A 26,999-nucleotide genomic window follows, 5' to 3' on the forward strand; every position below is an offset into this window, starting at 1 on the left:
GAATACGCCAAGTGGCGCTGTGTGAGCCGCGGCCGAACGAATGGCGTCAGCCGCAGGCTAACGATCTGTTCTGGGTCCGTACGCAATGGCCGGAAGGGTCGTCGGAACCTTTTTGCTGCGGGGTGATCTGGTTGAAGTCGGCGTATTTCACCTTAGGCGCCACCTCCGCTTGTTAGGATGGATGGCGAAGTTTCCCATCAGCTGTCCAGGAAACTCGCTCTCGGCGACCAGGGTCGGCTCGACCCAGACAATAGCCGCACTTCAGGAATAGGGCAGGGGCGGCTGCTTTCGCTTCCAGCGCAGCTTGTCCAGCATCTTCCGCAATCGGATGGCCTCGGCTTCCTTGAAGCCCGTTGATGCAGACCGACCGAACCTCGACGCTGTGTGCTCTCGCATCACACAATCTGTGCCGGCGCATAAAAACCCATCGGCTGTGGAATTGATGAGCGCGGCGCAGAAGGCGTCAGGGTAATGGCCTCGCCGCTCTGGGCGGCTGCTCGGCGGGACGATATCCGACAAGCGAACGCCGCCGACGCCATCGCCGGTCATATCGCCGGGCTTCTTGTCTCCGGCGAAGGTGTAAAGCGGCTTACTTTCCCATTTCTCAATGGCTTCGTCGGAAATCCGCGGGTTATGGGCATCGATGATTGGAGCTGGCGGCATTCCTCGCGGTACGGGACGATCATGGTCGATCTCCGCCCCACTTCTGCCCAAGGGGTCGCAACGATCTTGGCTTCCATATTTGAAGATACAACACTGTGCCGGCCCAGCGACATTTCCTTATCAGCTTCGTCACCACGCCGATTGTGGTGCCGAGGAAGATCGCATAATGGATCGAAGGGAACTGGCCCGGCAGGCGAGCAAAGAAAGACAAGGTTGACAGGCGCATTGCTTCTTCGATTGAGGGTTCGGCAGTTCATGCGTGACGACGGTGGTGCCGATCGATCGGGCCTTCGCCCGTGCGCGCTGGCAACGCCGGCGCTCTGGATGCGCTACATAGACCGCGTCGGGGTTGGCGGAAAATCTTTTAAGACTCCGGCGATGCACAACAAGGAAGCTCGCCGATAAGTTGCCCACGTGCAACTTTTGAATCAGTACGGTTTGACTTCGTTCAGGGCCAATGTAGCCTCACCCGTCTCATCCCCCATTCGACTGGCCACGAATTCTGCTCCTGGAAAGGTGAGGTGGACATTTGAGCGTGGCTATAGACGGGCAGTCCGGTAATCGTTATTTCGGATATACCACCCCATCACCAAATCATCCCGTGAATCTTCAAGGCCTTTTATATTGAAAAAAGTGCAACGCAGTTTTGCCGTCGAGTACAAAAGCGGCAGACGAAAACTCGATACTAGGTCGAACTCGATCTGGGGCAACGTGGACCTAAAGTCCGTCGCTCGCGACCTAGACGAAGAGGCAATGCCGTTTCTGTCGGATAGCTCTCAGAGTGGCAAATCCGACAGCGAAATTTCTCTACCAAAACCAGATCAGGCTGAGTCGTTGTTGACACCGCCTCTTGAGCCGTCGACAACTGCATCAGATGCACAGGAGATAAGCATGGCCGACGAGACTGATACTGCAACCAGTGCCGATGTGCCGGCCGTTGTCGAAACGCCAATTACGCCGAAGAAACAGCGCAAACCCAGGGCCAAGAAAGCCGCGGCACTCGAAACCGCGTCAGCTGACACTACGGCAGAGCCAGCAGCTGCTCTGGCCGGCGCCGGTGGTGTGAAGAGGAGAGGGCGCAAGACAAAGGTGATCGAAGCTGCGGCGAGCGCCAAACGCGCACCTGTGCGCCGTGCTCCGAAGGCGGTGCAGACAGCCTCGGCCGCGCCGACGACAGCGATCGATGAAATGGCGGACCTCCTGCAGTTAGAAGAGGAAAATCAGCGGCTGCGCAAGCTTCTGGCTGAAAAACTTCGCGCTGAAAATGCCGATCTGCGCAAACGGCTCAAGCTCGATTGATATAAGCAGCCGGTCAATCGCCGGCCGCATTTCTGTGCTTGTCGAGACATACATTTTGGCGGCGGCGGATGCTGTTGCCGGAATGAAGACTTACTGCCTGCTTGCGGGATAAAACGCGAGGTCGGATAGATGGCGTCTCCCTGGAAATTTCTTGCCCGACTGGTCTCACCGGGACGCGAACAAAAGCGAAAAAACGGCTCGACCGAGAAGGTTTCGCCGGAGGCGTTGCCTAGTTCTGGTCCGACTGAAACGCCTGCCGAGGACAGCCTGAATAGCGATGGTCGGCCGGCAGGCGCGGAGCTACCTCGTCACGGTCAACCCGGTGCAATTTCCCTCAAGCCTGTGCATTCCGAAGAAGCCGAAAGCGATGTCCACGACAAGGTCGACGGCGAAGTTGCCGAAATCGTGGAGGTCGCTGATCCCGCTATATCAGGTGGTACTGGTTTCGACGTCACCGCTGCGAATGATGCCGCTAGGCTCAAGCGAATTGCCGAGTCGCACCGCGCGAGCAAAGGAGCCGCAGCAAGGAAGCGGTGGCGATTGCAAACGATCCCCAATTTATCCAAACTGCAAACGGGATGAGCCTCGATGACGAGATCAGGATGCTCAGGGATCAGCTGGCCAGAAAGCTAACGTTGCAAAACGCGCAGTTGAGAAAAATGCTGGAGCGGTTTGAACGATGAGCGTGACGCGCTGCCTGCCTTTTAAGCTTGTTGCAGGTGTCCTTTCAAGGCGATAGAGGCGGCATCCTATCTTGCGACCTATCCTCACGACCGTTATACTGTTTTTGAAAAACAGTATAACCCTGGAGTCGAGCTATGAAGTCCATCGACCTCATGTATCAGACGATGCTCGCTGAGCTCGGTCAGCGCTCGCTCGACGCCGCTTGGACGGCCGATTTCCCTCCGGAGGGTCGGTTCACCCCGGCAAACATCAAGGGGCGCAAGTACTGGTATTTCGACATCCCGGATGGACATGGTGGTACGAAACGTCGTTACGTCGGTTCCGCTGATGATCCGGTTATCGCACAGCGCGTAGCTGATCATAAGCGGGACAAGGACGATCTACGCGCTCGCAGGCGCTTGGTAAATACCCTGACCCGCGAAGGCGGGATGATCGCCCCTGACGCCATGTCGGGCGATATCGTCGAGGCTCTTGCCGATGGCGGTCTCTTTCGGCTCCGGGGTATTCTCATAGGCACGGTGGCCTTTCAGTGCTATTCAGGACTGCTCGGTGTCCGTCTTCCCATGGCTGCGATCCTGACCGGCGATGCTGACATCGCCCAGGACTATGCCATCAGTCGGGAGGTCGAAGATAGTCTGCCTCCGATCCTTGAGTTGCTGCAGGGCGTCGACGCCAGCTTTCGTCCAGTTCCACATCGATCGGGAGCCGCGGTCTCGTCAGCGTTTCAGAATGCCGACGGCTACAGGGTTGAGTTCCTGACGTCGAACCGTGGTTCGGATGACTACATCGATCAGCCGGCGAAGATGCCCGCTCTTGGTGGCGCCAGCGCGGATCCACTGCGCTTTCTCGACTTCCTCATAAGGGAACCCGTCAGGACAATGCTGCTCCACCGAAGCGGTGTTCCGGTCGTCGTCCCTGATCCGTCCCGGTATGCCGTCCACAAGCTAATAGTCGCCAGCCGCCGAAACACGGACGGGCAGGGGCCGGCGAAGCGTGAGAAGGACATCCGACAAGCTGCGCTGCTCTTCGAAGCGCTGCAGCAGACAAGGCGATCTACCGACTTGGCGCTCGTCTACAACGAAGCATGGAGGCGCGGGCCTACATGGCGAGAAGGTATTCGAACCGGGGCGGGAATGCTGCCAGCACAAGATGCCGAGCGGCTCAACACGGTCCTGACCGAGGGCGGAAAAAGAAACGGCGAAGAAATTGAACTTCCGTTTGGAGAATAGGCCGTCTTTCAAGGCTAAGCAGTTGATTTGATTCGAAGTCGTGAAGACAATGAAGATGAATATGGTCCTGCGGGGTCCTGTGCCGAATATCTGCATCGCACGGTCTCAGATCTGGCCCCGGCCAGCGCCGGGCAGGCGAAGCGCTGATCTACATAGCAAGGGGGTCAATCGAGAAGATCGCGGTCGGCGACGTGCTCCTGATACGCAAGGGCGACGTCGTACCGGCCGACGGGGCTCTCGTCAGCGAAGTCGCGACGATCGACCAGGCGGTCCTGACCGGAGAGCCCTTAAGGGTGCGCATCGCGAGGGATGGCAACATTTCAAGTGGCCCTACGAACGAGGGGGACGTGATCGAAATCCGCGTTCTAAGTCGCGCCGAGACAGCACCTATGCCGGAATACCGGAATAGTGAGGCTCGTGGAAGCATCGAGGCGCTCCAAGGCGAAGCTGATGCGACTGGCCGACCGGTTCTCGGTGTGGTTCTTGTTCGCCACGGTAGCGATTGCAGGCGTCTCGGCGTTCATGTCCGGAGACCTGTCAAGGATCGTGGCCGTGCTGGTCATCGCCACGCCCTGTCCGTTGATCCTGGCCGTACCCGTCGCACTTGCGTAGGAGGGCGTTCTGGTGAAGGGTGCGGGACCTCTCGAGGCACTCGTCCAGGCCACCGTGGCGGTGTTCGACAAGACGGGGACGCTCACCGCGGGACAGCCCGAAGTCGGCCACATCGAGGGATCGGAGCATCCTAACAGGATCCTGCGGCTGGCCGCCTCGCTGGACCAGGCGTCGGGCCATGTGGTCGGACGCGCGCTGGTGGACGAGGCGCATAGACGTGGGTTGGTAGTGAGCCGCCCATCGGAGGTGACCGAGACCGCGGGATCCGGAATCGTCGATGGCGTGCGCGTCGGCGGCGGAGGAGACGCCTAACGGGTCAGGCAGCGCAATGCGTGTCAAGGTAGTGTTTGACGGCACGCCGGCTGGCACGATCACGCTCGAAGACCGGCTTCAATACCTTCCGCCAGTCGGCGGGGCATTGCTTCAGGAGGCCATCGACGTCGCGGTCATTCTAAACGCCCTTCGCGCCCTCTAATGGGCGAGAAGCACTAGTAGCTCGGCCTTGACGAGAAGTTCTCGAGTGACGCCGCCGAGGATGAACTCACGAAGCCGCGAATGGCCAAATCCGCCCGCGACCAGAAGGTCCGCCTTTCGTTCCAGCGCGGCCGATTGGATGGCGCCTGTCGCGGTCTCGCCGCCTGCCTGGATCGATACGTCATCCACGTCGAGTCCCGAATGCTTCAACGAAGAGATCAGGAGGGCGCGGTTCGCCTCGTCGATCTCCTTGTCGTCGGTGATCGAGATGACCTGCACCTTGATCGCGCGTTCGATGAAGACCCGTGCGCTGGAAAGGGCGCGCGCTGCGGTGGCGCTGCCGTCCCAGGCGACGGCGATCGTGTCCACACGAGAGTAGACGCTGGTGGCTGGAAATAGCACGAGCGGACGGCCGCTTCCGAATAGCAGCGTTTCGGAGAGTTGCCGGGAGAGCTCCGAGGCTTCGACGATGGAAAGGTCGTAGCACTTGGCAATTTCAGAAAAGCGTTCATAGACGAACGGTTCCCTGACCTCGAATCCGTGGATTCGCACCTCGAAGCCAGTTTCCGAAATAGCGTCGGCGATGTGTCCCCGCAGCGAAGTCCCGCTGTCCCGGCTATACCGTTCTGCTTGTCCCCGCCATGTCTCGACATCGATAACGGTGGGAAAGGGCGGATGGACCTGGGGGATCCGGACTTGTGGGATACTGGCGACGAGATGGGCGTCATTCTGCCTAGCGAGGCCGATAGCATCGATTATGGCGAAGGAACTCGCGTCGGGATAGGTCGACAACGGGAGATGGAACTGCGGCTTCATGCTTGCCTCCTGAGGTTAAACTTCCGTCATGATGCATGCCGCTGAGAGAGTTCGCATTGCGCTTGGTCAAGGCCGCGGCGCAATGAAGCTCCTATAATCGCGCCTTCATCGAAGCTGGAGGACACGGCCATGACGATCAATCTGACGGAGATCAACCCCGGTGAGTGCTACCGCATCCTGGAGAACGAGCGTTTCGGTCATCTGGCATGCTGCAAGGATGGGCAGCTCTACGTGGCGGCGATTTATTTCGCCTTTTCCAACGGCGTCGCCTATAGCTTCACCATGCCCGGCAAGAAGCTCGACTGGATGCGGGGAACGACAAGATCTGCCTACACATCGAGCAGCGTTCGAGCGCCGGCGGGTGGACGAGCATCGTCGTCGAAGGCAGGTTCGAGGAATTTCCTGACAGCGAGGCGCGACAAAGCGAACGGCTCCACGCGTGGTCTTCTCCAAAAGTATTCGGACTGGTGGGAAATCGGCTCTATGAAGCCCCAGGAGTTCCCCATGCCCGATGGCTCTCCTCATGTCTTCTACGGCATTGCCGTCACGGCCGTGTCGGGACGCAGTGCAGTCAGAACGGAATGACCGTCGGTGCTCGAGCCGAACCCGCATCCCACAATCGGAGCACCACATGCCATATCTACGCGGCCTATATCCAAGCGCCACATCTAATTTCACCTCGCACCCGCGTTTCGCGCGGGCGCTCTGATTCAAGACGAGATCTTTGCCGGTCGGCCGCGGTCACTGCGGATTTGACGGCGTCCGCCGCCCGGCGAGGGCTTCGATGCTTTGAATTTCTGACTCGACTTGCCCGCAGTATCGACCACGGTGATGCGGTCGAGGTTCTTTCGGACTATGTCGAGGGCGAGCTGGAGGAGTATCCTAGAGAGGTGGCGCGACTGTGTGAGGCCGGGTCACGAACGTTGTCGCACGCCGCCGAAATGTGTCGCGACGTCGCCGCCGGTCAGGCCAACGAGGCTGAAGCGAAGACGGTCGTGTGAAGCCCGCGGCTCATCGGATGGTTCGCAAGACGAGCACGGAGCATGGTGCGCGCTGCACGACGTGGTCCACGACCGAGGCGAAGACGCGGTCGAGCACGTCGTCGCGGCGAGAGGCGATCACGGCGAGATCGGCGGCATCTCCTTTGCGATGGCGACGATGAGCTGCGACGGGTTGCCCGCTCGGACGTGTATAGAAGCAGGAGTCTCGGTCGACCGCGGGCCTTCCGAAAGTCTGGTCTCGGAGGCTCACATCACCTCAACCGCCCAATCGTTCGGCGAGGCCGACGAGGGCAGGCCCTCCACCGCGTGAACGAGGTGGAGGCTTCCGTTGGGCGCGATCTGCGCGTGGGCCGTTTCGACGAGGTGGAGCATGCGTTGCCGGGATCCTCGGCCGATGGCGCCGTGGCGAACAGTCAGTATATGTCCTTGCCAGACAGGCTAACGAACTCGGTCGTCAGTCCGTCGTCATGCGCTTCCTTGAGAAGCCGATCGGCGCTCATGATGTCGAGACACATGGTGCCCGTGAAGGATTGCCGCAGGGCGCAGCAGAAGTGATCTCTCGCCCATGCCTGGCCTCGCGGCGTCGCCGCCGTCACTTCCCAGCGATCCTCGTCCCGACGTCCGAGAACAAGGTCTGCGGACGTTCGCTCGACGGGAGGAATGGTCGTGGCAGCGTTCGTTTCTGTCTTGCCGGTCTTTTCTTGTTCGCGCATGTCCGTCTCCTTTGGATGAGGTCGTGGCGCTGTGTCCAGGAGCCTATCTGTCCCCGGGCGTTTGTTTTTGACGAGCATCAATCCGGATGTTTGACCGGGATCAAGCCAAGGTGGGGAAGGTGGCGATACGACTGTGGCCTGCGGCGTCTGCCGGACGGACCTTCACGTCTGCGAAGGAGACCTCTCCCAGCCAAAGCTTCCTCTCGTTCCAGGGCATGAGATTGTCGGAACCGTGACCGCAACGGGCGAGGGCCTTCCTCGTCGCCTTGTCGGTCAAAAAGTCGGGGTACCTTGGCTGGGCCACACCTGCGGGCACTGCGCATATTGCCGAGAGGGTCGCGAGAACCTGTGCAACGATCCTGGCTTCACGGGTACACCATCGACGGCGGCTTTGCGGCCCATGCGGCGGCCGAGGCGGGCTACGCGTTCGAACTGCCTGAAGATGCGGACCCGGTGGCGACCGCGCCTCTTCTCTGCGCGGGCCTCATCGGGTGGCGATCCCTGAAGATGGCGGGCGAGGGGAGGACGATCGGCATCTATGGGTTCGGCGCGGCCGCCCACATCCTCGTGCAGGTGTGCAAGCATCGAGGCCAGAGCGTCTATGCGTTTGTGCGTCCCGGTGACGAGGCCGGACGGAAGTTCGCGCTTGATCTTGGCGCCGTCTGGGCCGGGTTTTCCGGTGAAAGGCCGCCGGTGCCGCTCGACGCCGCCATCATCTTCGCGCCGGCCGGCGAGCTCGTGCCAATGGCGCTCGACGTGGTGCGGGAGGGCGGAACGGTGGTCTGCGGCGGCATCGACATGTCAGACATTCCGAGCATGCCCTATCGTCTGCTCTGGGGCGAGCGGCGGGTCGTCTCGGTGGCGAACCTGACGCGGAGCGACGGGGCGGAATTCTTCTCGATCGGGAAGGCGGCAGGGGTCAGATGCTTCACCAGCGTCTACCCCCTCGAGCATGCGAACGAGGCTCTCGACGATCTGCGCGCAGGCCGTGTCTCTGGAGCCGCCGTGATCGTTCCGTAGCCGATGTTCCCCTTGACAAGGATCAATGCGCTTTGCTTGCGCTACACGGAAGCTTCTTCGTCAAGACGTCCGCCGACAACCGGCGGCGCTTCCGCAAGGAGATCAGAGATGTCGCGTTCGTTGCTCGCCTTGGCGGCGCTCTTCATCGCAGGTGAGAGCCTATTGTCGGCTCCAGCCGTTGCAGACAGCCTGTCGCTCGCGCCGATGCTCCAGCGTGTCGTGCCGAGCGTCGTCAGCATCTCGGTGCAGGGCAGGGAACTCGACGACGCGGATGCAACGCTTGCTCTTCGGACTACCTGACGACGCTGCGCCGGCAGAGCACAGCTTCCAATCGGCCGGATCGGGTGTCGTCATCGACGAGGTCCACGGCTACATCGTCACCAACCAGCATGTCATAGCAAGCGCCTCAAAAATCGAGGTGGCGCTCTCCGACGGCCGACGCTTCCAAGCGAAACTTGTCGGCGCCGATCCCGAGACGGATGTCGCTGTCGTTCAAATTCCACCTGATCATCTTGTTCAAGCCGAGTTTGGAAGCGCGTCCTCGCTTCACGTCGGCGACGTCGTCGTGGCGATCGGGAATCCCTTCGGCCTGGGCCAGACCGCGACGATGGGCATCGTAAGCGCGCTTGGGCGCCGTGCCGTGGGATCGGAGGGGTACGAAGGATTCATTCAGACGGACGCGTCGACCAATCCCGGCAATTCGGGCGGCGCGCTTGTAAGCGAGGACGGCGTCGTGGTCGGGATCAATAGCGCGATCATCGGCCCCGCCGGAGGAAGCATCGGCATCGGTTTTGCGGTCCCAGCCGAGACTGTCGGCATCGTGATGCGGCAGCTCATCCTGACCGGCAAGTTGGTACGCGGCGAGGTGGGAATTTTAACGCAGGACCTGACGCCCGGTCTCGCAAAGGCGTTCGGCGTCGATGAAGGGGCGGGCGCGCTGGTCAGCGAAGTCCTTCCGGGTTCGCCGGCGGCAAATGCAGGAATTCAGCCGGGCGACGTCATTCGGATGGTCGACGGAAGGACGGTGCGCGGCGCGTCCGACGTTCGAAGGCTTGTGGGATCGCTACCGTTGCAGTCCAAGCCGTCCTTCCAGATCGACCGCGCGAGCCGAAGGATAGAAGCATTTCCCGTGGTGTCCGACGCACCGGTTGCCGAACCGGCTGCTCCGCGTACCATTCATATCGCCCGCGGCCCTCTCGCCGACGCCGAGATGGCGAACTCTCCCGATGGTCCCGGCGCCCGCGTCGTCGTCGTCGCCGAGGGTTCGGTCGCGGCACAGGCCGGCCTGCAGCCGGACGACGTTATCGTCGCTCTCGACCAGCAGCCGGTGACGGACGTCGGGCAACTCCTCTCAATACTCGTGAAGGAGCATGCCCGTGCTCTCATCACCGTCGTGAGGAACGGCCACCGCCTCTTCGTGGCCGCTGACGTGCAGACCCAGTAGCAGCCCGCAGACCGTGTTCTGTCCGCTGAAATTCCAAGGTCGCTCTCGTGCTTGATGAAGATCAACGACGAAAATCTGCGGCGCTGTCACGATCGGCACGTCGCAAACCTGAAGGAGGTTGTCATGAACGACATTCAACTCAGACAGAACATTCTCGACGAAATGGAATTCGAGCCCAGCATCGACGCGGCTGATATCGGCGTCGCGGTCGATAGCGGGATCGTCACACTGACTGGTCACGTGCGCACCTACGCGGAGAAAGAAGCCGCAGAGCGCGTGGTTAGTCGCGTCAAGGGCGTGCGCGGAATAGCTGCCGATATCGAGGTCCGGATTTTCGGGCCGAAGGAAACAGACGACGACGACATCGCCCGGCGAGCTGTCAAAATGCTCGACTGGAACGTTTCCGTGCCAAAGGATTCGGTGCAGGTGCGGGTCCTCAAAGGGTGGATCACCTTGCGGGGAGAGGTCGAGTGGCAATATCAAAAGAACGCGGCCTACGACGCCGTGCGGGATCTCGCCGGCGTAGTAGGGGTGTCCAACCTAGTGGAGCTGAAGCCGCATATTACGGCGGTGGATGTCAAGAAACGCATCGAGGATGCTTTCCAGCGCGACGCCGCTCTTGAGGCCGATGCAATCAGAATCGACGTCCAAGGCAGAAAGGTAATCCTCTCCGGCAAGGTGAAGACCTGGTCGGAACGGCAGGCGGCGGAGCGCGCTGCATGGTCCGCTCCAGGGATCAGCACTCTTGACGACCGACTGACGGTCGGGTGATCGAATATCGGGATTGGCTAGACATTACTGCTCTGCCCACACTCAGCAGCAAGGGCGCCGCTGAGCGCCCTTCGCATAGAGCCCAATTTCCTTGATCGACTTGCGCGCAGATCTCGTCTTCGGAACGAAATTCCGCACCACCCGTTGCAGAGCCTCCGTCGCGAGCACAAGGCGACCATTGATGTTCTTGGAGAGCGACCTTGGGTGGCGACGTAGGCTGGGATCTTCCGCGAAGAAAGATATGAGTCCCCGCAACGGCAGCGCGATTGAGGTTCGGGTTTGATTTTTCTAAATTGAAATCCTGCTGTCGAGCAGAATCGCTATTAGGCCTCGCGGCGAGCAGCAGCCTGAGACGGGTCGACATCTCCGATGCAGTGTACGGCTTCTTCAGCCAGCCGGCGCCCGCTTCGATCTCCTTGTCCGCGGCATGGGGTTCAGAAAAGCCCGACGTCAGGAGAATTTTCACACTCGGCCAGCGCTCCCGGACATTCCGGGCCAGTTCGTCGTCGTTCATTCCCGGCATGGCCACATCACTGAACAGGAGCGCTACGTCATGCCCCGCCTCCAGCTCCTTCAACGCGTCGATCCCGTTCGTAGCTTCGATCACGAAGTAGCCAAGCGTCTGCAGGCGGCTGACCGTCACTCGGCGAACTCTCGCGTCGTCCTCGACCACCAGGATAGTTCCGTGCCCCGAGGCGGGGCTTCCTCAGCCCGCTGCTCGTTCGGATGAGAATCCTTTCCGGCGTCGGCGCGTGGAAGAAAGAGGCGCACCGTCGTCCCTTTCGCCAAGTTCGCTGTAGAGCTGCAGGTGCCCTGCGGATTGCTTTGCGAAACCGTAGACCATGCTCAGCCCAAGCCCCGTTCCCGAGCCCGTCGGTTTCGCGGTGAAGAACGGTCGAAAGCCCTCTCCATCACATCGGACGTCATTCCGGTGCCGGTGTCGGTCACGGAAATGAGGACGTAGCTGCCGGGGCGGATCGCCGGGGTACATCCCGACATAGTCGGAGTCGATCTTGCAACAGAGCCCTTGCAGGCGGGCACCTCAAAGCAGACAGGAGCTGCGATGGAGGACAAGGCTTCGCAGGTTCTATCGAGCACGAAATACAGCACTCCTACCAAGCAGTTGGAAGGATCCGTGCTCTCACAATCCAACAAAAAGCGCTGATGAACGAACAAGAACTTTCGAACCAGTTTCTGTTGCTTTCCCCGGGCTTCTCGTCAACCAGTCTTATTCCGTTTCCTGCCACCTTAACTCATCATCTTCCGGAAAAGCAGCAGTTGGTTGCGAACATCCAGTGCCTCGGTCGGTGGACTCCGCTGAAGCGCCTATTTGAAGTCACTCTGCCCCAGATACGCTTTAATGCAGCTAGGAATGGGAAGCGATGAGCAAAGTGCGTAGGAGATCAAAGTTTCCCACTCCTTGTGGCCTGCCGAGGTCGGCGATCGATGACAGGTGTAATCGAGAGACACTGGCCCCCGAGACATCAATGCCGCTTGAGGGAGACGTATCTGACAACGTTGGTTGTAAATCCGCTTTTGTTTGCCGATGCACATTCAGTGCCATGGCTGGATCGCATGGTTCAGATACACGCAGATAGACATCGCGACCGATCGCGCGCGTGCCCGGCCTCGCCGAAAAGGTGCCAGATGTGACGGCAGCCTTGCATGCAAAGCTCGCCGAGCACCGGGCGTTCGTGCGGGAGCGTGGAGAAGACTTGCCGGAAATCCAGAATTGGCGCTGGGCACGCTCCTCCTAGTGCGACAGAGGACCGAACTGGGTAGCGACTACCACCAGCCATACTGCCGCAGCTACGCCGGCACGCAGGAGAAAGGATTCGAGTGCGAGGTGGCAACCTCGCCTTCGACTTGGGGTGTCCCACGGCAATCGCAGCCTTTGCAGCGTCAGCTACCTGTTTCGAGTCCTGTTCGTTCTGCAAACGATGCGATCTTAAAACGTCCTGGAGAATGATCGCCGGGTCATGCTGCAGCCGTCAACGAGAGGCAGCTAAGGGTGAAGCCCGGTCCCATCGCCGTCAGGACAGTTCTCCTGGGTAGTCCTTGCGCAAGAAGCTTCTCGAGTACGAACAGCGCGGTTGGCGAGGACATGTTCCCATAGTCCGAGAGAACCTCACGTTCCTGGTCGAGGGTTCCCTGGCTTAGTTTAAGCGCCGATTCCAAGGCGGTGATAACCTTTGATCCACCGGGGTGGCACGCAAACCGGTCAACGTCGGCAGGAGCAAGATCTGATCGGGCGAGTATGGACGTTACGCCCTTCAGCACATGAGTTTCGGCGAACGGTGGTATCGCACGATCGAAGATCACGCCCAGACCCTCCGGATCGACGCTCCATCCCATGATGTCTAGCGTGTCGGGCCACGTATGCTGGCCTGCAAGTTCGACCTCGGCCAGACCGGTCTCACTAGCACGCACCACGCAGGCGGCGGCCCCGTCGCCGAAGAGGGCGGTCGCCACGATGTTCGCCTTCGTAAGCTTGTCCATGCGAAATGCCAACGTGCAGGTCTCGACGGCGACCACCAGCACGACTGAGCCTGGCCGGGATGCCGCCAGCCGTGACCCGATTGAAAGCCCAGAGACTCCGCCGGCACAGCCGAGGCCAAACACGGGAACCCGTTCGACATCGTCCCGGAAGCCCAGTTCTCGGCTTACCCTCGCTTCCAGACTAGGTGTCGCAATACCAGTCGAGGAGACGGTTACGATCGTGTCGACATCGCCTGCTGCAATGCCCGCCGACACGAGAGCCTTGCTGGCGGCGGCGACGAACATTGCACCCGCGCCCTCGATATGAGCGAGGTTTCGTTCGGGCCATCCCGACGTCTCGAGATACCACTCGATCGGCCGGACGGCATAGCGGCGCCGAATTCCCGAGGTTTCGAACACCCTTGCCAGCTTTTCGAAATCGCCAAATCGCGATGAGAACGCGGTGTGCGAGGCTCGCGCCGCGTCACGCTGGTCGATGACATGTGGCGGAACGGCGGTGCCGACGGATACCAGCTTGACGGGTTGCTGCATAAGACTCCTTGCGACGGCGCGGGAAGAATTTGGTACGCCGCGCGAGGACGAGACCGAACCGTAACGCCTCGATCCTCAATAAGTTGCAATGCGGGCGAGCCTGACGCCGCACTTCGTCGGAAGGCTTCAGAGACGACGACGCGTGAAGAATGCCTCCCGCGGCTTCGTGTCTGCCTTGATCCACGTCAATGCGCTCAACAAGTTGGCTCCGTAATTGTCCGATCGAAAAGGAGACAGCGCGATGCTTGCTAGAGACATCATGACGACCCCGTGACGACGCTCGACGAGGGACACAACGTCAGGGAAGCCGTCGAGATCGTCAACGCCAGCAAGATCGGCGCGGTGCCCGTCATCGATGGCGAAGGGCGGCTCACCGGCATCGTCACCGGGGAGACCTGCTGCGCCGGGTGGCGTCATCCTGGGCGAGACGGGCGGTACCGCATACGCGCGACCGCGAAGATGCACTGGCGGACTATGTGAAGGCCCGAAGCTGGCGCGTCAAGGACGTGATGTCGACGCCCGTCGTCAGCGCCGCCCCGAGCGCAACCGCGAGCCAGCTCGCAGAACTCCTGCAGGCCCACGACATCAAACACCGAACGGCAGACTCGCCGGCATAATCAGCCGTCACGACTTGATGCGAGCGCTTCTCGATGTTCGACGGCAGTGTACTGCTTCCGGCGACGAGGCCCTAGGGACGGCCGTTCGTGGCCGCCTGGAAACCGAGTTCGAAATAAGGTTCCCCATCGTCAATGCGACCGTCTCCGACGGGGCAGTGACCCTGAGGGGAGAGGTCGAGACGGAGCTGGAATGCTCGGCGGCCAGGGTGGCGGCGGAAAGCATCCGCGGCGTCGGCGGCGTGGTAAACAACATCACCCTGGCTACCGCATGGTGAGCTCTCTCAAACTATGAAATCGTCCCTGGAGTTTCCGTCATGTTTGTCAGGGTCATCGCAGACGCCGTCGTGTCGAGGCTTCTCCTCGTCATCCTGATCCTCATGGTGGGGACGGTCGTGAGCGTCCTACTGGTGAGGCCATCCGACGACTCCCGAACCGGGCGCGTCGAGCGCTCTCTCTGACCCCTGAGTGCGCGATGAACATCTGGCCCTCCAGGATTTAATTGTCCGGCCGCGTCCCGCAAATGGCGCGACGGATTCGATGCTCTCCGAACTATTCGGCTTCATCTGGCTGATGGGAAGGCGTCATCAGGCGTTGGTCGCAGGGCTGTCCGTGGCTCTTTTCGTTATCGGCGCGGCGCCTCTCGAACTCCAGCGCCGGATCGTCAATGAGGCGACCGAGCAAGCGTCATACCGGTCTCTTCTCTTTCTCGTCTCCCTCTATCTCGCGGTCGCAGTGTTGAAGGGCGCGATAAATTCACCTCCAACCTCTAAAGAAGCTGGGTGGGCGAAAAAAGCACGCTTTGGCTCGGGGCGCGCGTTCTGCATCGGGCCGAGACGCCGCCATCGGAATCCACGCTCGAGGGGGTTGAGCTGTCGATCGTCTTTGCGGAAGCGGAACCGGTGGGCAGTTTCGTTGGGACCAGCATCTCCGAGCCGCTACTCCAGATCGGCATCCTTGTCACCGTGGGCGGTTATCTGATCTATCTCCAGCCGCTGATGAGGATGGCCGTCGCAGCCACCTTCGCCCCGCAGATTGCGTTCGTCCCGATGTTAGGCTGCTCACCTGGCTTTTGGAGATGCCGCTCATACCCATGGCCTTGACCAAGTCGTCGACAGAACGAGTCGAGATTCCCTGGATATACGCTTCCTGGATAACGGCCGTCAGAGCTTTCTCTGCCATGCGGCGCGGTTCAAGGAAGCTCGGAAAGTAGCTGCCTTTGCGCAGCTTCGGAATGCGAAGCTCGACGGTGCCAGCCCGCGTCTCCCGATGTCACGGTAGCCATTGCGTTGTGCGAGCCGCATCGAGTTCTTCACACCGAAGTCTGCACCCGTAGCCGAGCCTACTTCCAGCTCCATCAGCCGCTCGGCGGCAAGGCCGATCATCTCACGCAACAAATCTGCATCGGCACTCTTCTCAACAAGGGAGCGCCCGTTCATCATGTCATTGGTCATCGGTGATCTTTCCGTCAGGTTGGTCTTGAACAACCCGACCCTAGCGGAAAAACACTGATGGCCGCCCGCAAAGCCGATCACCCGCTACAGCGCAACGAGAAGCGCGCGGGCGCTCGGCTTTACTCCCTACCGTCACCTACGCCACGTACTGGGACACGATCCGATAGAACGGCCACCTTTTCCCGCGTGCAAGTGGCCATATGGGGGTGGCGTAATAACCACGCATACGCGAGGTCGGTATGGCAGGTTTGATCTCTCCTTCCAGGTCGCTCGCGTTATAGATCGCGACGACGCCGGGCACCGAGAACGCATCGCCGACATCGATGTTCAGGATTCGGGCATGTGGCTGGTCGGAGCGTCGCAATGCGATATGCAACATACCGCGGCGCCATGTCATCGACATACTGACCAACACCCGTCAGCAGACGTGGATCTTCGGTGCGCTTGTCCCGCTTGCCGACAAGTTTGGGCCGCAGCTCGACGGAATGGTCCTGCTGGCTCATTCGTAGAACTCCACACCCTTTCGCAACTCTTGCCATTGCGCGTCGTCGTGGCCGAAAATGATAGAAGCTCCCCGCTCCCGAAGAGCTTTCAGGCGAGCGAGTGCCTCTGCGGCGAGTTCGATGTTCCAAGTATTTCTCGGAGCGATACCGGTGTCGACGCTCGCCTGGAGCGGGGCAGCATCTGAAGCGAGTATAAATGAACCATCTTTTTCCAGCTCGACACGGGCGACGGTCATTCCGGGGGTATGACCCGGCATGGGCAGCAAGACGATGCGCCCGTCGCCAAAGACGTCATGCTCGGCATTGAAGGTCTGGAAACCCTGGGGCTGGTCCCATTCTCCTCGAAGATAGCCTTGATTTTCTGCACCGCTTGCCGTGGCGGCCTGCGCCTCCGCTTCGTGGCAGAGGATCGTTGCGCGCCGAAAGTACGCGTTGCAGCCGCAATGATCGGGATGCAGATGTGAACAGATCACAACATCTATGTCCTCGGGATCGAGAGCAAGAGTCTTCAACTGATGAACGACCGTCCGCTCTGGCGAAAAGATCGGGGTCATAACCTTGCTTAACCCACCCCATCGCGCGCCTGGATCGATGGCGGCCTCTGGATTGCATCCGCTATCGAACAGCGCGTTGCCTTGGGGATGGCGCATCAGGGTGGCGTGAACCGGCAATTCAATCGCTTCTTCCTTCAGCGCCCCAGGGACGTAGATGGACCGGCGCATACGAAGGCGGCCGGCCTCGAGAAAATGCATCTTCATCTTAAAGGTCCTCTCTTGCTAGCCAGTTCGCGGACGGCGGTGACGATGTTTTCATAGCCCGTACAACAACAGATGTTTCCTGAGAGCGCTTCCCTGATCTTATCATCGGTTTCCAGCGGATGGTGGCGAAGAAGGTCGATGATCGCCAACGATGAAACTGGGCCTACAAATTCGCATTGCAGGCCATGATGCTGGCGGAACGCTTCTTGGATTCGTCCGAGTATCGACGCTTCCCTGGCCATGGTTTCGATTTCGCTCCCGTCTGCCTGCACTGCAAGCATCAGACAGGAGCGTGCGCTCCTTCCATCGAGAATGACGGTGCAGGCACCGCAAACGCCATGTTCGCACCCGACATGGGTTCCGGTCAGGCAAAGGATCCTGGCGCAGGAAGTGGCTCAGCAGCGTTCGTGCTTCGATCGTGCGCGTCATATACGCTTCGTTGACGCTGACGGTGATCGTCTTCTCACTCATCTTGCTTGAAGCCTTTCGTGGTTCGCGCGGCTCCAGGCGGCGCGAAGGGCCCGTTTGGCAAGGACGCCTGAGAGATGCCTGCGGTAATCTGCAGAGGCATGGATATCCGTGTTGGGCGTGAGGATTCCAGCCAGGCGATCCGCCACCGTATCGAGAACCGGCTCGGAAACATCCGTCCCCTCGATGATGCCCTCGATCTCTTCAAGCCGCAGCTGGGTTTCACCAACGCCCATCATGCCAACGCGAAGTCAGACGCCCTGCCATCTACACAATGCAGCGTCGTCGCAAAGCAAGCGAGTGCGAAGTCCCCGTGGCGTTTTGCAAACTCCTCAAATCCCCATCCGGCATCCGGTCTCATCGCGTCGAGCTCGACGCGAATTACAAACTCGTCCGGTTCCAACGAGTTGACCAGCGATCCGACAAAAAAATCGGCTGCAGGTATTTCGCGTCTGCCGCGCTGAGAGGAGGCGATGACCGTCCCACCGAGGAACCGTGTCATCATCGGCATCTCGGTCGCTGGATCCGCATGCGCGACGCTGCCGCCGAAGGTGCCGCGGTTGCGCACGGTCATATGGGTGACGTGATGCATCGCCTCATGCACGATCGGCAAGTGTTGGCGGATGATCGGGTCTGTCGCGGTCATGTGATGGCGTACCGTCGGCGCCGATTCTCACCCGATCTCCGTGCAGTTCGATCCGATCTCCATGAACCGACGTTACTACGCGCGGCGCCCAAAATCCCGCGGCCCTGCTCGGATGGATACGATCTCTCTGAGCAGTTCGAGGTTCTCGCCGGTCATGGTGGCCACGTCTTCGATCGTGCAGATATGCATCGAACGAGCCATCAGGCGGCCTTTTGCGCAGTGGAGACCGTCGGAAGCATATTCCACGGCAACAGGTCTTCAAGCCTATCTACCGGTTAATCTTTGATCTGGGTTAGGACGTCCGTGAGGTAGCTCTCGGGGTTGCGGCCATGCAGTTTGTCCGTTCCAATGATGGTCAAGATATTAGCGTTGCGCTATCCCGTTCGTAATTTGCATCGTGTAAGTCTTCACTCCTGATGCTCGTTCTCGGGCCGCGCCACGCAACGCGCGGCCCGTCTTTCGGTTTTCTCAACCCGGGAAATTGCTACTCGGATTGATTGATTATTACGAGTTTATATGCAACCTTCGGTACGATCGCCGACGGTCGGCGCACATCAGGAGGAAAAACCATGATCCGTACTACTGCAGTTGCAGCACTTGTGTTTGCTGTAGCAACCTCAGCTTTTGCTTTCGATGCAAGCAACTTCAAGGATTTTTCAAGCATCGCATCGGCTTCCAGCAGTTGGCAGAACCAGTCCGGCTCGACGATGATCATTCAAGTCGACTCGTTCGGAAATGTCTCCGGCCAATATGTAAACAGAGCCCAGGGCACCGGATGCCAGAACTCGCCCTATCCGCTAACAGGAAGGGTAAACGGGACGTTCATCGCATTTTCGGTCGGCTGGAACAATTCGACGGAGAACTGCAATTCCGCAACCGGATGGACCGGCTACGCACAGGTCAACGGCAACAACACTGAGATAGTCACGAGCTGGAACCTCGCTTACGAAGGCGGCTCCGGTCCGGCCATTGAGCAAGGACAAGACACTTTCCAGTACGTGCCGATGACTGAGAACAAAAGCCTCTTGAAGGATTAATCTCCTCTGCCCTGCCGGCGCTGGCCCGTCAGAGATTGTGGAGCAAGAATTCATCGAATATGGCCAAAGGCTTAGACGAAGCTGCTTTCCCTGCCGAATAAAAGCGCCGCGTGCTCGTCCGCGCGGCGCAAATCCTTATTTGATGAGTTCAATGCGGCCAAAACGGCAAGCTTTCCGGACAAAAGTAAGCATCCGAGGATGCGCCGCCTTGGGGCAAACGCGGCGATCTGATCAAGGTCGTTTGGCACGATGCCAGGGGGCCTGCCTGTTCACGAAAAAATTGGAGCGAGGAAGGTTTATCTAGCGTGACGATTGAGATTGTTGAGAAATCTGATTCAATGTCGTTATGACATTGCCGCCGCTTACCCTGCCATCGGACCTTGCCAGCGCTCATCCGGCGCTGCTGGCCGAACGTGCTGCGCGGCTGCAAGCTGAGGCGGAAGCGGCCAACGCGAAGGCGCGGCTGTCGAGCATTGAGGCGCTCAACGTGCATTTGCAGTTGCTGATCGGCAAGCTGGAGCGCGAGAAGCACGGGCCGCGCCGCGAGCGCACGCAGCGGCTGATCGATCAGTTGGAATTTGCAGCTCGAAGAGCTCGTGGCGTAGGCCGCCGAGGACGAACTGAGCGTCCAAGAGGCCGCAGTCAGAACACAGTCCGTGCGCGCCTTCGCCCGCAAGCGTCCAGTGCGCAAGGCGTGGCCCAAAGACGTCGAGCGCGCACGCATCGTCATCGAAGCGCCGACGGCATGTGCCTGCTGTGGCGGCTCGCGGCTGTCGAAGCTGGGCGAGGATGTGACGGAAACGCTGGAGGATATCCCGCGCCGATTCAAGGTGATCGAGACGGTGCGCGAGAAATTTACCTGCCGCGATTGCGAGGCGATCAGTCAGGCTCCCGCACCGTTCCATGCGACGCCCGCGCGGCTTCATCGGCCCTCAGTTGCTGGCGACGATCGTGTTCGACAAGTTCGGGCAGCACATCCCGCTGAACCGCCAGAGCACGCGGTTCAAATGTGAGGCATCGGTCCGTCGACCCAGACCCTGGCCGGTGAATGTTGATCCGAATGTCTTCGAGCTGCGGCAAATGCTGGAGCATCACTGTCGCACGGCATACCAGGAGGCAACGTAGCCGGCTGCGGCGACCCCATGCGAATGCGGGACGTCGCGGACGATGCTACCGACAATGGCGTCCCTTTGATCGACGCCATTCGGCCAGTTCGGCACGATGTAGCCGCGATAGCTGTAGATCCAGGTCTCGCCGGCCACATCGCCCTTTCCAGTGAATTGCAGCTCGACAGGGTCTCCCGGACGCACCGTACCGGTCAATTCCAGCGACCACCCGGGCCCACCAATGGTTCCGCCGACCTTGCGCCGAGCCAACTCGGTCAGCACCAGCGTTCCCTGGCCAAATTCCAGTGCATTGAAATCAACCGATAAATCGGGATTGTTGATCAGGCTGCGATAACTCCAAGTGCCAGTGAAGCTCATAGTTCCTCCCAATGGCGATCGACGCCCTAATGATGGCCGGAAACGGTGCCACCCTGGCCGTCCGGCAGGGTGATCCTGATGTTCTGCATCATGCCCTGGTCCTCATGATCGAGGATGTGGCAATGCAGAACGAACTCGCCGATATAGCGCTGGTAGTGCGTCCGCACGGTGATCGTGTAGCGCGCCGACGGATCGGTGCCGGGATTCTTGATCCACAGCGTGTCCTTCCAGACATTTTTCAAGCCTGGATATTGCGGATCGCCGTCGTCATCGGCGCCAAGCGCGCTGACATCGTTGCCGGCCGCATCGACAATTTTGATGATCTGAAACGAGATTGACATGGATATGGAATGGGTGGCTGACGAAATCCGAGCGGAGCGTCCATTCGTCGACTCCGCTCAGCGGCAACGTCCGGTCGATGCGGTTGGGATCATAAGGTTTGCCGTCAACCTCGAAGAAGGCGGCACCCGGCTGTTTCACATCGATGTTAAACACCAGTTGCTGCTCGCCGGTGACCTCGCCCGCGTCGATGTCCGGATGGGGAATAAAGCTTGAGAGCGACATCTCGTTCTTGAGGTCATCGATAACCTTGCCGGCGACATTCTGTGACATCGTGCGCTCAGCCGCCGAAATCAGCCAATCCTGCAGATAGGTGCCGATCTCGCCATTGACGGCATGGCCGCCTACTGCAGTGACTATGCCGAGAAGCCGTCGGCTTGGAGCCTCCTGGTTGACGCTGGCCGCTGCCGGTGCGGCGCCATCGATGATGCAGTAGTCACCCGCTCCTGGCAACACCACCAGCGCGTCAACGCGGTAGCCCGGTTGCAGGATCGCTTGCTGCCGCATCTGCACCTGCGCCATTGTCAGCCCGTCCTGGGCCACCACCCCATACGGAATAGTATCCTTGCCGCAATTCTGGTCGATCCATCTGTCGGTGTCCGCTGCCGCAAGCGTGCGGAACGCGGTCGTCCCGGTCTTGCGCCGGATTTCGAAATTGATGGTGTCGCGAACCCCGGCGTGTATCATCCGCCACCGCTCGACCGAGCCAGCCTCCGCTGATGCCAACTGACCAAGCACCTGGCCGTTGACGCTGGTGAAGCGGCCCGAAGCCGGCCAACTGCCAGGTCCGAACTGATCGTAGCTTTCGATGCCGCCCACCTGTCCTGGCTGGCAATCATAAGTGATGTCGCCATTGTTATCGGTGCAAGCATATTGAATCTGCTGTAGCACCAAAACCCGTTCGGCGATATCGGAGCCGCCCGGCCGCTTCAATAGGCGGTCGATATCGCCAGTCTCGGTCGGTGTCGGCATGCGATCGCCACGGATGATCAACGCCCCGGACATGCCACTCGACACCTGCAATGCGGTTGATCCGTGTAGGTGTGGGTGATACCAGAAGGTGCCGGCGGGATGCTCAACGGCGATGTTGTATTCATATTGGAACGAAACGCCGGGACGGATTGAGATCAGCACATTATCGCCATTGCCAGACGGATTTACCCAGAGACCGTGCGAATGCAGGTTGGTACCGTTGAAGCAATGGGGGGTATTGGCACTGCCACCGCCGATGCCGCAGGTGGAATCCTGAGGGAACAGGTTGTGAAGCGTTACCCGCACCGTCTGACCGGGCCGTAGATCGATGGTCGGTCCAACCAATGGCGTGTCGGCACCGGATAAGCCGGTCTGGCGGGCGTCTTGATAGCCGCGCAGTTTAACGTGGTCGTAGCGCGCCGTGGCCGGATTGTAGATCTGTCGGTCGAGATAGGTAGCGTTCATATCGAGCAGAACCTCGCCCGGAAATGTCTCCCGGCTTTGTTCGAAGGTTTTCAGCATCCCCTGGGATTTTGTGATAGGTTGCAGCATATAGGCCAGGGGGTTAGTCACGGCCCTGGCCTCTTGAGCGACTGCGAATAGCGCATGGGTGACCGAAAAAACGCTCGCCATACCGAAGATCGCAATTTTGTCAGACACAGACAAACAACCCTCCCAAACCTCTGCCCGGAGTTTTGTTCTCCCCGGGTCGAACCGCATCCACAAAGTTCTACTGCGTCACCATGCGTTCACCTGCAATTCGACTTTGACTCGCGCGCTTTCTCGGGAGAAGACAGCTGCCGCCGCGCGACGAGAAAGTTTCAAGACTCATGCCACTCTGGCCGGATCGAGCCTCAGAAGGAATCTTGTGCCTATGCTTCAAGGACTTCCACGAGAGCGCGGTAGGAAGTCGGGCGGAACAGCACCATGGCGCGCACCTGACAAACCTGACAGCAGGTGTAGTAGGCCCGACATTTTTGTGGGGAGCATCGTTACGTGCGGCAATACGCGTCTCACCTTGTTTGTTTGTCGAGCTGCACTCGAGCAACGCCTTGACGCTCATATCGCGGTCACCGCCGCGGGCATTAATGTCGGCGTCACATACCGTTCATCACACCGCCTAATCGGAGAGACACCACGGGCAGACTACGCCAGTTCTTCCGGCTCTCTGCGCTGCGCGATGATCTCGAAACTAGGTTGCTTGCTCAGGAGTATCGCGCCCTGCTCCTCGACGATCATTTCGACGACGGCAGGAGGGAGCCCTTCCACAATCTTCTCCTATGGACGTCTCTTATGGACGTCCAACGCGATATCTCAGATGCACGGAGCCGAGGCCAGCGGCTTCGGCGCTGATAAACGTGAGCCTCGCCCTGCCGTCAAGCCCATCCTCGCCGCCCTCGAATATGGCCGGTGTACTCGACTTGCCTCCGATCGCAGGGAAGATGACCAGGCTGACCTCGTCAACAAGACCCGCCTTCAAGAAATGGCCATTGGTTTGCGCCCCGCCTTCCAGCATCAAGCGCTTCACACCGAACTCGGTTCCAAGAAGGTCGAGCGCGTTTTTCAGATCGACGCCATCTTTCTCCGAGACGATATAGGAAACGCCAGCCTGGGTGAGGCCCGCCAGGTAAGCATCATCCACGTCAGATCCTGTCAGGACCACAAGGTGAGCTCCCTCAATGTCGCTCTTGTCCCAACGTAGCCGACCGTCCTTATCCACGATGACAGCGAACTCGCCGGCGTCCGGGTTGGCGATATGGATCGGTCGCGCGGCTGTGCCGGTTGCTTGATAGGGGCGGTCGACGGCGTCCGCGAACTCTTCTCCCGTCGCTCTTCCCGAAAGCCAGGCGTCGGCACCGATCTTCTCATGCAGGCCGTCATAGATCTTCACGAGCTCATCGACCGAATGGCCGGTTGCCTCGGCCCAATCATTGACGATCAATCGGCCATCCAGCGGCGACATCATGTGACAGATTACATAGGGTCTGGGCATTGGATTACTCTCCTCTACAAACATTCCACCGTCAGTGACCTGACTTCAACCAGGCTGCGAATTTATCCATCCAGTCGGGGTGCCAGCGTGAAAGCGCCGGCCGGTTCAGGATCATGTCGTCGGCCGCCCAGCGGATCCTTCTGGCATCGATCGCAGACGTAACCGCGTTATCCGGACAGATGATGTAAAAATTCTCGTCGAGCAGACGGACCAGGAAGTATTCCACCAGTTGCTCTGCGGTCCATGCCTCATCGGGTTTCGCAATGCCCTGCGGCTTGAGTGCGGTGTTCATGGGTGTCCACGTGTAGCCAGGGACGAGGAGATGAGCCGAAACACGACCTCCCGTCTCCTTCAGAAGCTCGTGCGACAGCTGTTCGGTCAGGACTTTGACAGCTGCCTTCGCCACCGAATATGCGGCGTTACCTGGAGGAGTCGTAATACCTTCCTTGGAGCCGAGGTTGACAACGGCCGACTGGCGACCGGCTTCGATCATGTAGGGCACGAAGACGTGTTGCGCGGCCAGAACACCTCCGAAGTTTACATCGATCTGGCGTCGCCACTTTGCAGGATTGTCCCAAGGGCCGGCTCCTTGCGTTATGCCCGCGTTGTTTACTAGGACGGCCACGTCGCCAAACCGCGAAATCGTTTCGTCCCGCAACCTGGTCAGTGCCGACAAATCTGATACGTCGCCGCTCACGATCAGGATGTCCGTGTCGAGTGTCGAAGTAACATCCTCAAGTGCGTCGGCGTCGAGATCCAGCAGCGCGAGCTTCATGCCGCGGGCCGCGAGAGCCCTCGCGATTGCCAAGCCGATGCCCTTCGCAGCTCCCGTGATGACCGCAACGCGGCCAGGAGCAACGACGCTGTTCATTCTCTCGCTCATTTTTTGTCTTTCCCGTCATTGGACCGTCACCGCTGGAAGGTGTGCCGGACAAGCCGTCGCCGTGGAATTTTTCTCCGAGAAGCGTGCCGGCCGATGGCACCAGCGCAGAGAAGTCCATCAACGCTACTCGGGCGCTTGGGTCGTCGGATCATATCCGCAGGCTGCGAACGACCGTTCGATCGCACTATAAGAATAGGGTAGCGCGACGGCTACTTGAAGTGAGCGGGATCGCACGCACCGATGAGCCGTGTTCACTCAAGGGCCTTCGTGACGTAGGGAATGCCTGGCCAGTTCGACCGCGGACGGGACCAAAAAGGTAACGCACTCCTGGTCCCTGCCAGATCGGTGGATGATTTTCACTCACCGCCCCGATCAATTTTGCTCATGTAACCAATCGGCTCCACGGGCATTTGGTCACCAGCGCCTCGAGACGATCGTAGTGCTGACCAAACCAAAGGAGTGAAATCATGACAGGGAATAAACCACTCGCAATGATCACGGGCGGCTCATCTGGAATAGGCTTCGAGCTTGGCAAACAATTCGCCAAGAATGGATTCGATGTCGCCATTTCAGGCTCAAGCGACAAGGTGAACGAGGCCGCCGATGCGCTACGAAGCCTTGATGCCGAAGCATATCCGTTCAAAGCGGATGCCTCGACGTACGATGGCGTCGAGAGGTTCTGGACCTTTACGCAGGGGCTGGGGCGCCCCTTGGAAGCCGCGGCTCTGAACGTCGGTATCGGTATTGGCGGCGCCTTCGTCGATAACGATCTCGAGGATGAGCTTCGCCTGCTTGCGATCAATGTAACCGGGACCGTCCATATGGCCAAACGCGTCGTCCAACATATGGTCAAGAACGGCCGCGGCAGGATTCTCATCACCTCCTCGGTTTCGGCGACCCTGCCCACGCCATACGAAACCGTTTACGGCCCGTCGAAGGCATTTGGTTATATGTCCGCGGAATCTCTGCGCGAGGAGTTGCGCTCGACCGGGGTCACGGTGACGGCACTCCTTCCGGGCGCCACCAACAGCGACTTCCACGCGAACGCTGGAATGGGCGGTACGAAGCTCGGTGGCCAACAAAAAAACGACAAGACGCTCGTCGCCCAGCAGGGGTTCGAGGCTCTCATGAACGGCATCGACCATATCGTCGGCGGAGATCAGGAAACCAAGCGCCAGGTGTTGGAAAACCGGACGACCCCCGAGCCCGTCAAAGCCGCGCGGCAAGCCGAATTGACCCAACCGCAGTGAAGGAGCATGTCACATCTGAAAAACAAGGTCGCCATCGTCACAGGGGCTTCCTCGGGCATTGGAGCGGCGACCGCCAGAGGATTGGCGGAAAAAGGTGCGCGCGTCGTCCTTGCCGGCCGCAATGAGGAACGCCTCAGTCAGATCGTCGAAGACATCACCGGTTCGGGAGGTATTGCCAGCTACAAGGTTGCTGATGCCACGGATTTTGAGAGTACCAAGGCCCTCGTCGCGTTCGCCACAACGACGTACGGCCCGGTCGATATATTGGTCAACAATGCCGGCCTCATGCTCTTTTCCTATTGGAAGGATGCCGCCGTCGGCGATTGGAACAAGATGATACCAATCTGCGTGGCTATCTGCATGCGATCGCCGCGGTGCTGCCGTCGATGTTGGAGCGCCGGTCCGGCCGCATCCTGAATATGAGCTCTATCGCCGGCGTTCATGTCGGCGAGGCGGCAGGGGTTTACGGAGCCACGAAGTTCTTCATACGCGGTATTACCGAAAGCCTCAGGAAGGAGGTGGGCGTGGGTAGCGGGATCCAAGTGTCTATGATCAGCCCTGGCGTGATCGATACCGGCTGGGCCGACAAGGTTCATGACGAGACGGGCAGAAAGATCGCCGGAGAGCTCAACAAGCAGGGTATTCCGCCGTCGTCGGTGGCTGAAGCCGTGGTCTATGCACTAGACCAGCCCCCGGAGATCACGATCAACGACATTTCGTCCATGCAACCCGGCAGGACTGGTAGCCCGCGTTTTCGAGAGCTCAGAACTAGAACCTCCGGGACTGTTAGACCGCCTCGCGGAACCAACCGGTGCCGTCTCTCGTGGCTGTGGACACGAAGA

Annotated in this window: 23 protein-coding genes and 13 pseudogenes; 17 read left to right on the forward strand and 19 right to left on the reverse strand. The window is 59.8% G+C overall.

Annotated features, from left to right (window positions below; all coding sequences use genetic code 11):
• Nucleotides 1-172 precede the first annotated feature (172 nt).
• Nucleotides 173-354: pseudogene (locus QMO80_RS28590) on the reverse strand (ATP-dependent DNA ligase); the annotation flags it as partial.
• A gap of 201 nt (nucleotides 355-555) precedes the next feature.
• A pseudogene (locus QMO80_RS28595) lies at nucleotides 556-663 on the reverse strand (hypothetical protein); the annotation flags it as partial.
• Between the two features lie 624 nt (nucleotides 664-1,287).
• Between QMO80_RS28595 and QMO80_RS28600 the strand changes: the two are divergent.
• The 4 genes and pseudogenes from QMO80_RS28600 to QMO80_RS33080 form a co-directional block, all read left to right on the forward strand.
• On the forward strand, nucleotides 1,288-1,962 hold the full coding sequence (locus tag QMO80_RS28600; protein ID WP_012489415.1) for a transcriptional regulator: 675 nt from the start codon (nucleotides 1,288-1,290) through the stop codon (nucleotides 1,960-1,962).
• Nucleotides 1,963-2,091: 129 nt separating this feature from the next.
• Nucleotides 2,092-2,645: pseudogene (locus tag QMO80_RS28605) on the forward strand (hypothetical protein).
• 135 nt (nucleotides 2,646-2,780) lie between these two features.
• The gene (locus QMO80_RS28610; RefSeq protein ID WP_012489416.1) at nucleotides 2,781-3,875 is read left to right on the forward strand and encodes a GSU2403 family nucleotidyltransferase fold protein; all 1,095 of its coding nucleotides are present in this window, start codon (nucleotides 2,781-2,783) and stop codon (nucleotides 3,873-3,875) included.
• A gap of 167 nt (nucleotides 3,876-4,042) precedes the next feature.
• A pseudogene (locus QMO80_RS33080) lies at nucleotides 4,043-4,881 on the forward strand (HAD-IC family P-type ATPase); the annotation flags it as partial.
• Between the two features lie 77 nt (nucleotides 4,882-4,958).
• On the opposite strand, the gene QMO80_RS28635 reads toward QMO80_RS33080, so the two are convergent.
• On the reverse strand, nucleotides 4,959-5,777 hold the full coding sequence (locus tag QMO80_RS28635) for a universal stress protein (RefSeq protein ID WP_012489417.1): 819 nt from the start codon (nucleotides 5,775-5,777) through the stop codon (nucleotides 4,959-4,961).
• A gap of 129 nt (nucleotides 5,778-5,906) precedes the next feature.
• On the opposite strand from QMO80_RS28635, the pseudogene QMO80_RS28640 reads away from it, so the two are divergent.
• Nucleotides 5,907-6,362 (forward strand): annotated as a pseudogene (locus QMO80_RS28640) (pyridoxamine 5'-phosphate oxidase family protein).
• A 426-nt stretch (nucleotides 6,363-6,788) separates the two neighbouring features.
• Here the strand turns inward: QMO80_RS28640 and QMO80_RS33085 are convergent.
• The gene (locus QMO80_RS33085) at nucleotides 6,789-7,028 is read right to left on the reverse strand and encodes a universal stress protein (RefSeq protein ID WP_335720576.1); all 240 of its coding nucleotides are present in this window, start codon (nucleotides 7,026-7,028) and stop codon (nucleotides 6,789-6,791) included.
• 163 nt (nucleotides 7,029-7,191) lie between these two features.
• A complete protein-coding gene (locus QMO80_RS28650) occupies nucleotides 7,192-7,491 on the reverse strand; it encodes a hypothetical protein (RefSeq protein ID WP_029875516.1) in 300 nt (99 codons plus the stop codon).
• Between the two features lie 136 nt (nucleotides 7,492-7,627).
• Between QMO80_RS28650 and QMO80_RS28655 the strand changes: the two are divergent.
• The 4 genes and pseudogenes from QMO80_RS28655 to QMO80_RS28670 all read left to right on the forward strand — a co-directional run.
• Nucleotides 7,628-8,511, forward strand: a pseudogene (locus tag QMO80_RS28655) (zinc-binding alcohol dehydrogenase family protein); the annotation flags it as partial.
• A gap of 108 nt (nucleotides 8,512-8,619) precedes the next feature.
• Nucleotides 8,620-8,811 (forward strand): hypothetical protein, encoded by a 192-nt coding sequence (locus QMO80_RS28660; protein ID WP_237350500.1) that lies wholly within the window; start codon nucleotides 8,620-8,622, stop codon nucleotides 8,809-8,811.
• Nucleotides 8,792-9,955: a trypsin-like peptidase domain-containing protein gene (locus QMO80_RS28665; RefSeq protein WP_237350501.1), complete on the forward strand. Its 1,164-nt coding sequence runs from the start codon at nucleotides 8,792-8,794 to the stop codon at nucleotides 9,953-9,955. Before QMO80_RS28660 ends, QMO80_RS28665 begins: the two co-directional genes overlap by 20 nt.
• Before the next feature lie 123 nt (nucleotides 9,956-10,078).
• Nucleotides 10,079-10,726, forward strand: a complete 648-nt coding sequence (locus QMO80_RS28670) for a BON domain-containing protein (protein ID WP_012489422.1) — start codon at nucleotides 10,079-10,081, stop codon at nucleotides 10,724-10,726.
• Here QMO80_RS28670 and QMO80_RS28675 read toward each other — a convergent pair.
• Nucleotides 10,692-11,399 (reverse strand): response regulator, encoded by a 708-nt coding sequence (locus QMO80_RS28675; RefSeq protein WP_237350502.1) that lies wholly within the window; start codon nucleotides 11,397-11,399, stop codon nucleotides 10,692-10,694. The two genes, QMO80_RS28670 and QMO80_RS28675, sit on opposite strands and share 35 nt — an antisense overlap.
• 937 nt (nucleotides 11,400-12,336) lie before the next feature.
• Between QMO80_RS28675 and QMO80_RS28680 the strand changes: the two are divergent.
• A pseudogene (locus tag QMO80_RS28680) lies at nucleotides 12,337-12,483 on the forward strand (hypothetical protein); the annotation flags it as partial.
• A 220-nt stretch (nucleotides 12,484-12,703) separates the two neighbouring features.
• Here the strand turns inward: QMO80_RS28680 and QMO80_RS28685 are convergent.
• On the reverse strand, nucleotides 12,704-13,756 hold the full coding sequence (locus QMO80_RS28685) for a type III polyketide synthase (protein ID WP_008534153.1): 1,053 nt from the start codon (nucleotides 13,754-13,756) through the stop codon (nucleotides 12,704-12,706).
• Nucleotides 13,757-14,026: 270 nt separating this feature from the next.
• Here QMO80_RS28685 and QMO80_RS28690 point away from each other — a divergent pair, with 270 nt between their 5' ends.
• The 3 genes from QMO80_RS28690 (at nucleotide 14,027) to QMO80_RS28700 (ending at nucleotide 14,831) form a co-directional block, all read left to right on the forward strand.
• Complete coding sequence (locus tag QMO80_RS28690) at nucleotides 14,027-14,236, forward strand: CBS domain-containing protein (RefSeq protein ID WP_008534154.1); 210 nt, start codon at nucleotides 14,027-14,029, stop codon at nucleotides 14,234-14,236.
• A 154-nt stretch (nucleotides 14,237-14,390) separates the two neighbouring features.
• Nucleotides 14,391-14,648, forward strand: coding sequence for a BON domain-containing protein (locus tag QMO80_RS28695; protein WP_029875514.1), 258 nt, complete (start codon nucleotides 14,391-14,393; stop codon nucleotides 14,646-14,648).
• Between the two features lie 39 nt (nucleotides 14,649-14,687).
• Complete coding sequence (locus QMO80_RS28700; protein ID WP_016737394.1) at nucleotides 14,688-14,831, forward strand: hypothetical protein; 144 nt, start codon at nucleotides 14,688-14,690, stop codon at nucleotides 14,829-14,831.
• Between the two features lie 598 nt (nucleotides 14,832-15,429).
• On the opposite strand, the pseudogene QMO80_RS28705 reads toward QMO80_RS28700, so the two are convergent.
• The 7 genes and pseudogenes from QMO80_RS28705 to QMO80_RS28735 form a co-directional block, all read right to left on the reverse strand.
• A pseudogene (locus QMO80_RS28705) lies at nucleotides 15,430-15,824 on the reverse strand (transposase); the annotation flags it as partial.
• Between the two features lie 178 nt (nucleotides 15,825-16,002).
• A pseudogene (locus tag QMO80_RS28710) lies at nucleotides 16,003-16,327 on the reverse strand (xanthine dehydrogenase family protein molybdopterin-binding subunit); the annotation flags it as partial.
• Nucleotides 16,324-17,085, reverse strand: coding sequence for an N-acyl homoserine lactonase family protein (locus QMO80_RS28715; protein WP_004674371.1), 762 nt, complete (start codon nucleotides 17,083-17,085; stop codon nucleotides 16,324-16,326). The pseudogene QMO80_RS28710 and the gene QMO80_RS28715, both read right to left, overlap by 4 nt.
• Nucleotides 17,082-17,366 (reverse strand): 2Fe-2S iron-sulfur cluster-binding protein, encoded by a 285-nt coding sequence (locus tag QMO80_RS28720; protein ID WP_012489426.1) that lies wholly within the window; start codon nucleotides 17,364-17,366, stop codon nucleotides 17,082-17,084. The genes QMO80_RS28715 and QMO80_RS28720 overlap by 4 nt, the downstream gene beginning before the upstream one ends.
• A 186-nt stretch (nucleotides 17,367-17,552) precedes the next feature.
• Complete coding sequence (locus QMO80_RS28725; protein WP_237350503.1) at nucleotides 17,553-17,792, reverse strand: hypothetical protein; 240 nt, start codon at nucleotides 17,790-17,792, stop codon at nucleotides 17,553-17,555.
• Nucleotides 17,789-18,199: a xanthine dehydrogenase family protein subunit M gene (locus QMO80_RS28730; protein ID WP_237350504.1), complete on the reverse strand. Its 411-nt coding sequence runs from the start codon at nucleotides 18,197-18,199 to the stop codon at nucleotides 17,789-17,791. The genes QMO80_RS28725 and QMO80_RS28730 overlap by 4 nt, the downstream gene beginning before the upstream one ends.
• Nucleotides 18,200-18,477: 278 nt before the next feature.
• Nucleotides 18,478-18,585 (reverse strand): annotated as a pseudogene (locus tag QMO80_RS28735) (transposase domain-containing protein); the annotation flags it as partial.
• 183 nt (nucleotides 18,586-18,768) lie between these two features.
• On the opposite strand from QMO80_RS28735, the gene QMO80_RS28740 reads away from it, so the two are divergent.
• Both QMO80_RS28740 and QMO80_RS28745 read left to right on the forward strand, forming a co-directional pair.
• On the forward strand, nucleotides 18,769-19,236 hold the full coding sequence (locus tag QMO80_RS28740) for an avidin/streptavidin family protein (protein ID WP_012489429.1): 468 nt from the start codon (nucleotides 18,769-18,771) through the stop codon (nucleotides 19,234-19,236).
• 346 nt (nucleotides 19,237-19,582) lie between these two features.
• Nucleotides 19,583-20,250: pseudogene (locus tag QMO80_RS28745) on the forward strand (IS66 family transposase zinc-finger binding domain-containing protein); the annotation flags it as partial.
• Nucleotides 20,251-20,327: 77 nt separating this feature from the next.
• Here QMO80_RS28745 and QMO80_RS28750 read toward each other — a convergent pair.
• From QMO80_RS28750 to QMO80_RS28770, 5 genes and pseudogenes are all read right to left on the reverse strand, one after another.
• A complete protein-coding gene (locus QMO80_RS28750; RefSeq protein ID WP_004674379.1) occupies nucleotides 20,328-20,720 on the reverse strand; it encodes a hypothetical protein in 393 nt (130 codons plus the stop codon).
• A gap of 26 nt (nucleotides 20,721-20,746) precedes the next feature.
• Nucleotides 20,747-22,697: pseudogene (locus QMO80_RS28755) on the reverse strand (multicopper oxidase family protein).
• A gap of 480 nt (nucleotides 22,698-23,177) precedes the next feature.
• Nucleotides 23,178-23,300, reverse strand: a complete 123-nt coding sequence (locus QMO80_RS28760) for a hypothetical protein (RefSeq protein WP_257784633.1) — start codon at nucleotides 23,298-23,300, stop codon at nucleotides 23,178-23,180.
• A 22-nt stretch (nucleotides 23,301-23,322) separates the two neighbouring features.
• Nucleotides 23,323-24,024 carry a RibD family protein gene (locus QMO80_RS28765; protein ID WP_012489430.1) on the reverse strand — a complete coding sequence of 234 codons (702 nt, stop codon included), beginning with the start codon at nucleotides 24,022-24,024 and terminating at the stop codon, nucleotides 23,323-23,325.
• 31 nt (nucleotides 24,025-24,055) lie between these two features.
• On the reverse strand, nucleotides 24,056-24,907 hold the full coding sequence (locus tag QMO80_RS28770; RefSeq protein WP_064811958.1) for an SDR family oxidoreductase: 852 nt from the start codon (nucleotides 24,905-24,907) through the stop codon (nucleotides 24,056-24,058).
• Nucleotides 24,908-25,374: 467 nt separating this feature from the next.
• Here QMO80_RS28770 and QMO80_RS28775 point away from each other — a divergent pair, with 467 nt between their 5' ends.
• Nucleotides 25,375-26,157: an SDR family oxidoreductase gene (locus QMO80_RS28775; RefSeq protein ID WP_012489432.1), complete on the forward strand. Its 783-nt coding sequence runs from the start codon at nucleotides 25,375-25,377 to the stop codon at nucleotides 26,155-26,157.
• A gap of 6 nt (nucleotides 26,158-26,163) precedes the next feature.
• Nucleotides 26,164-26,902, forward strand: a pseudogene (locus QMO80_RS28780) (SDR family oxidoreductase).
• Nucleotides 26,903-26,999: the final 97 nt, after the last annotated feature.

It is taken from the genome of Rhizobium sp. BT03, from assembly GCF_030053155.1.
GTDB lineage: Bacteria > Pseudomonadota > Alphaproteobacteria > Rhizobiales > Rhizobiaceae > Rhizobium.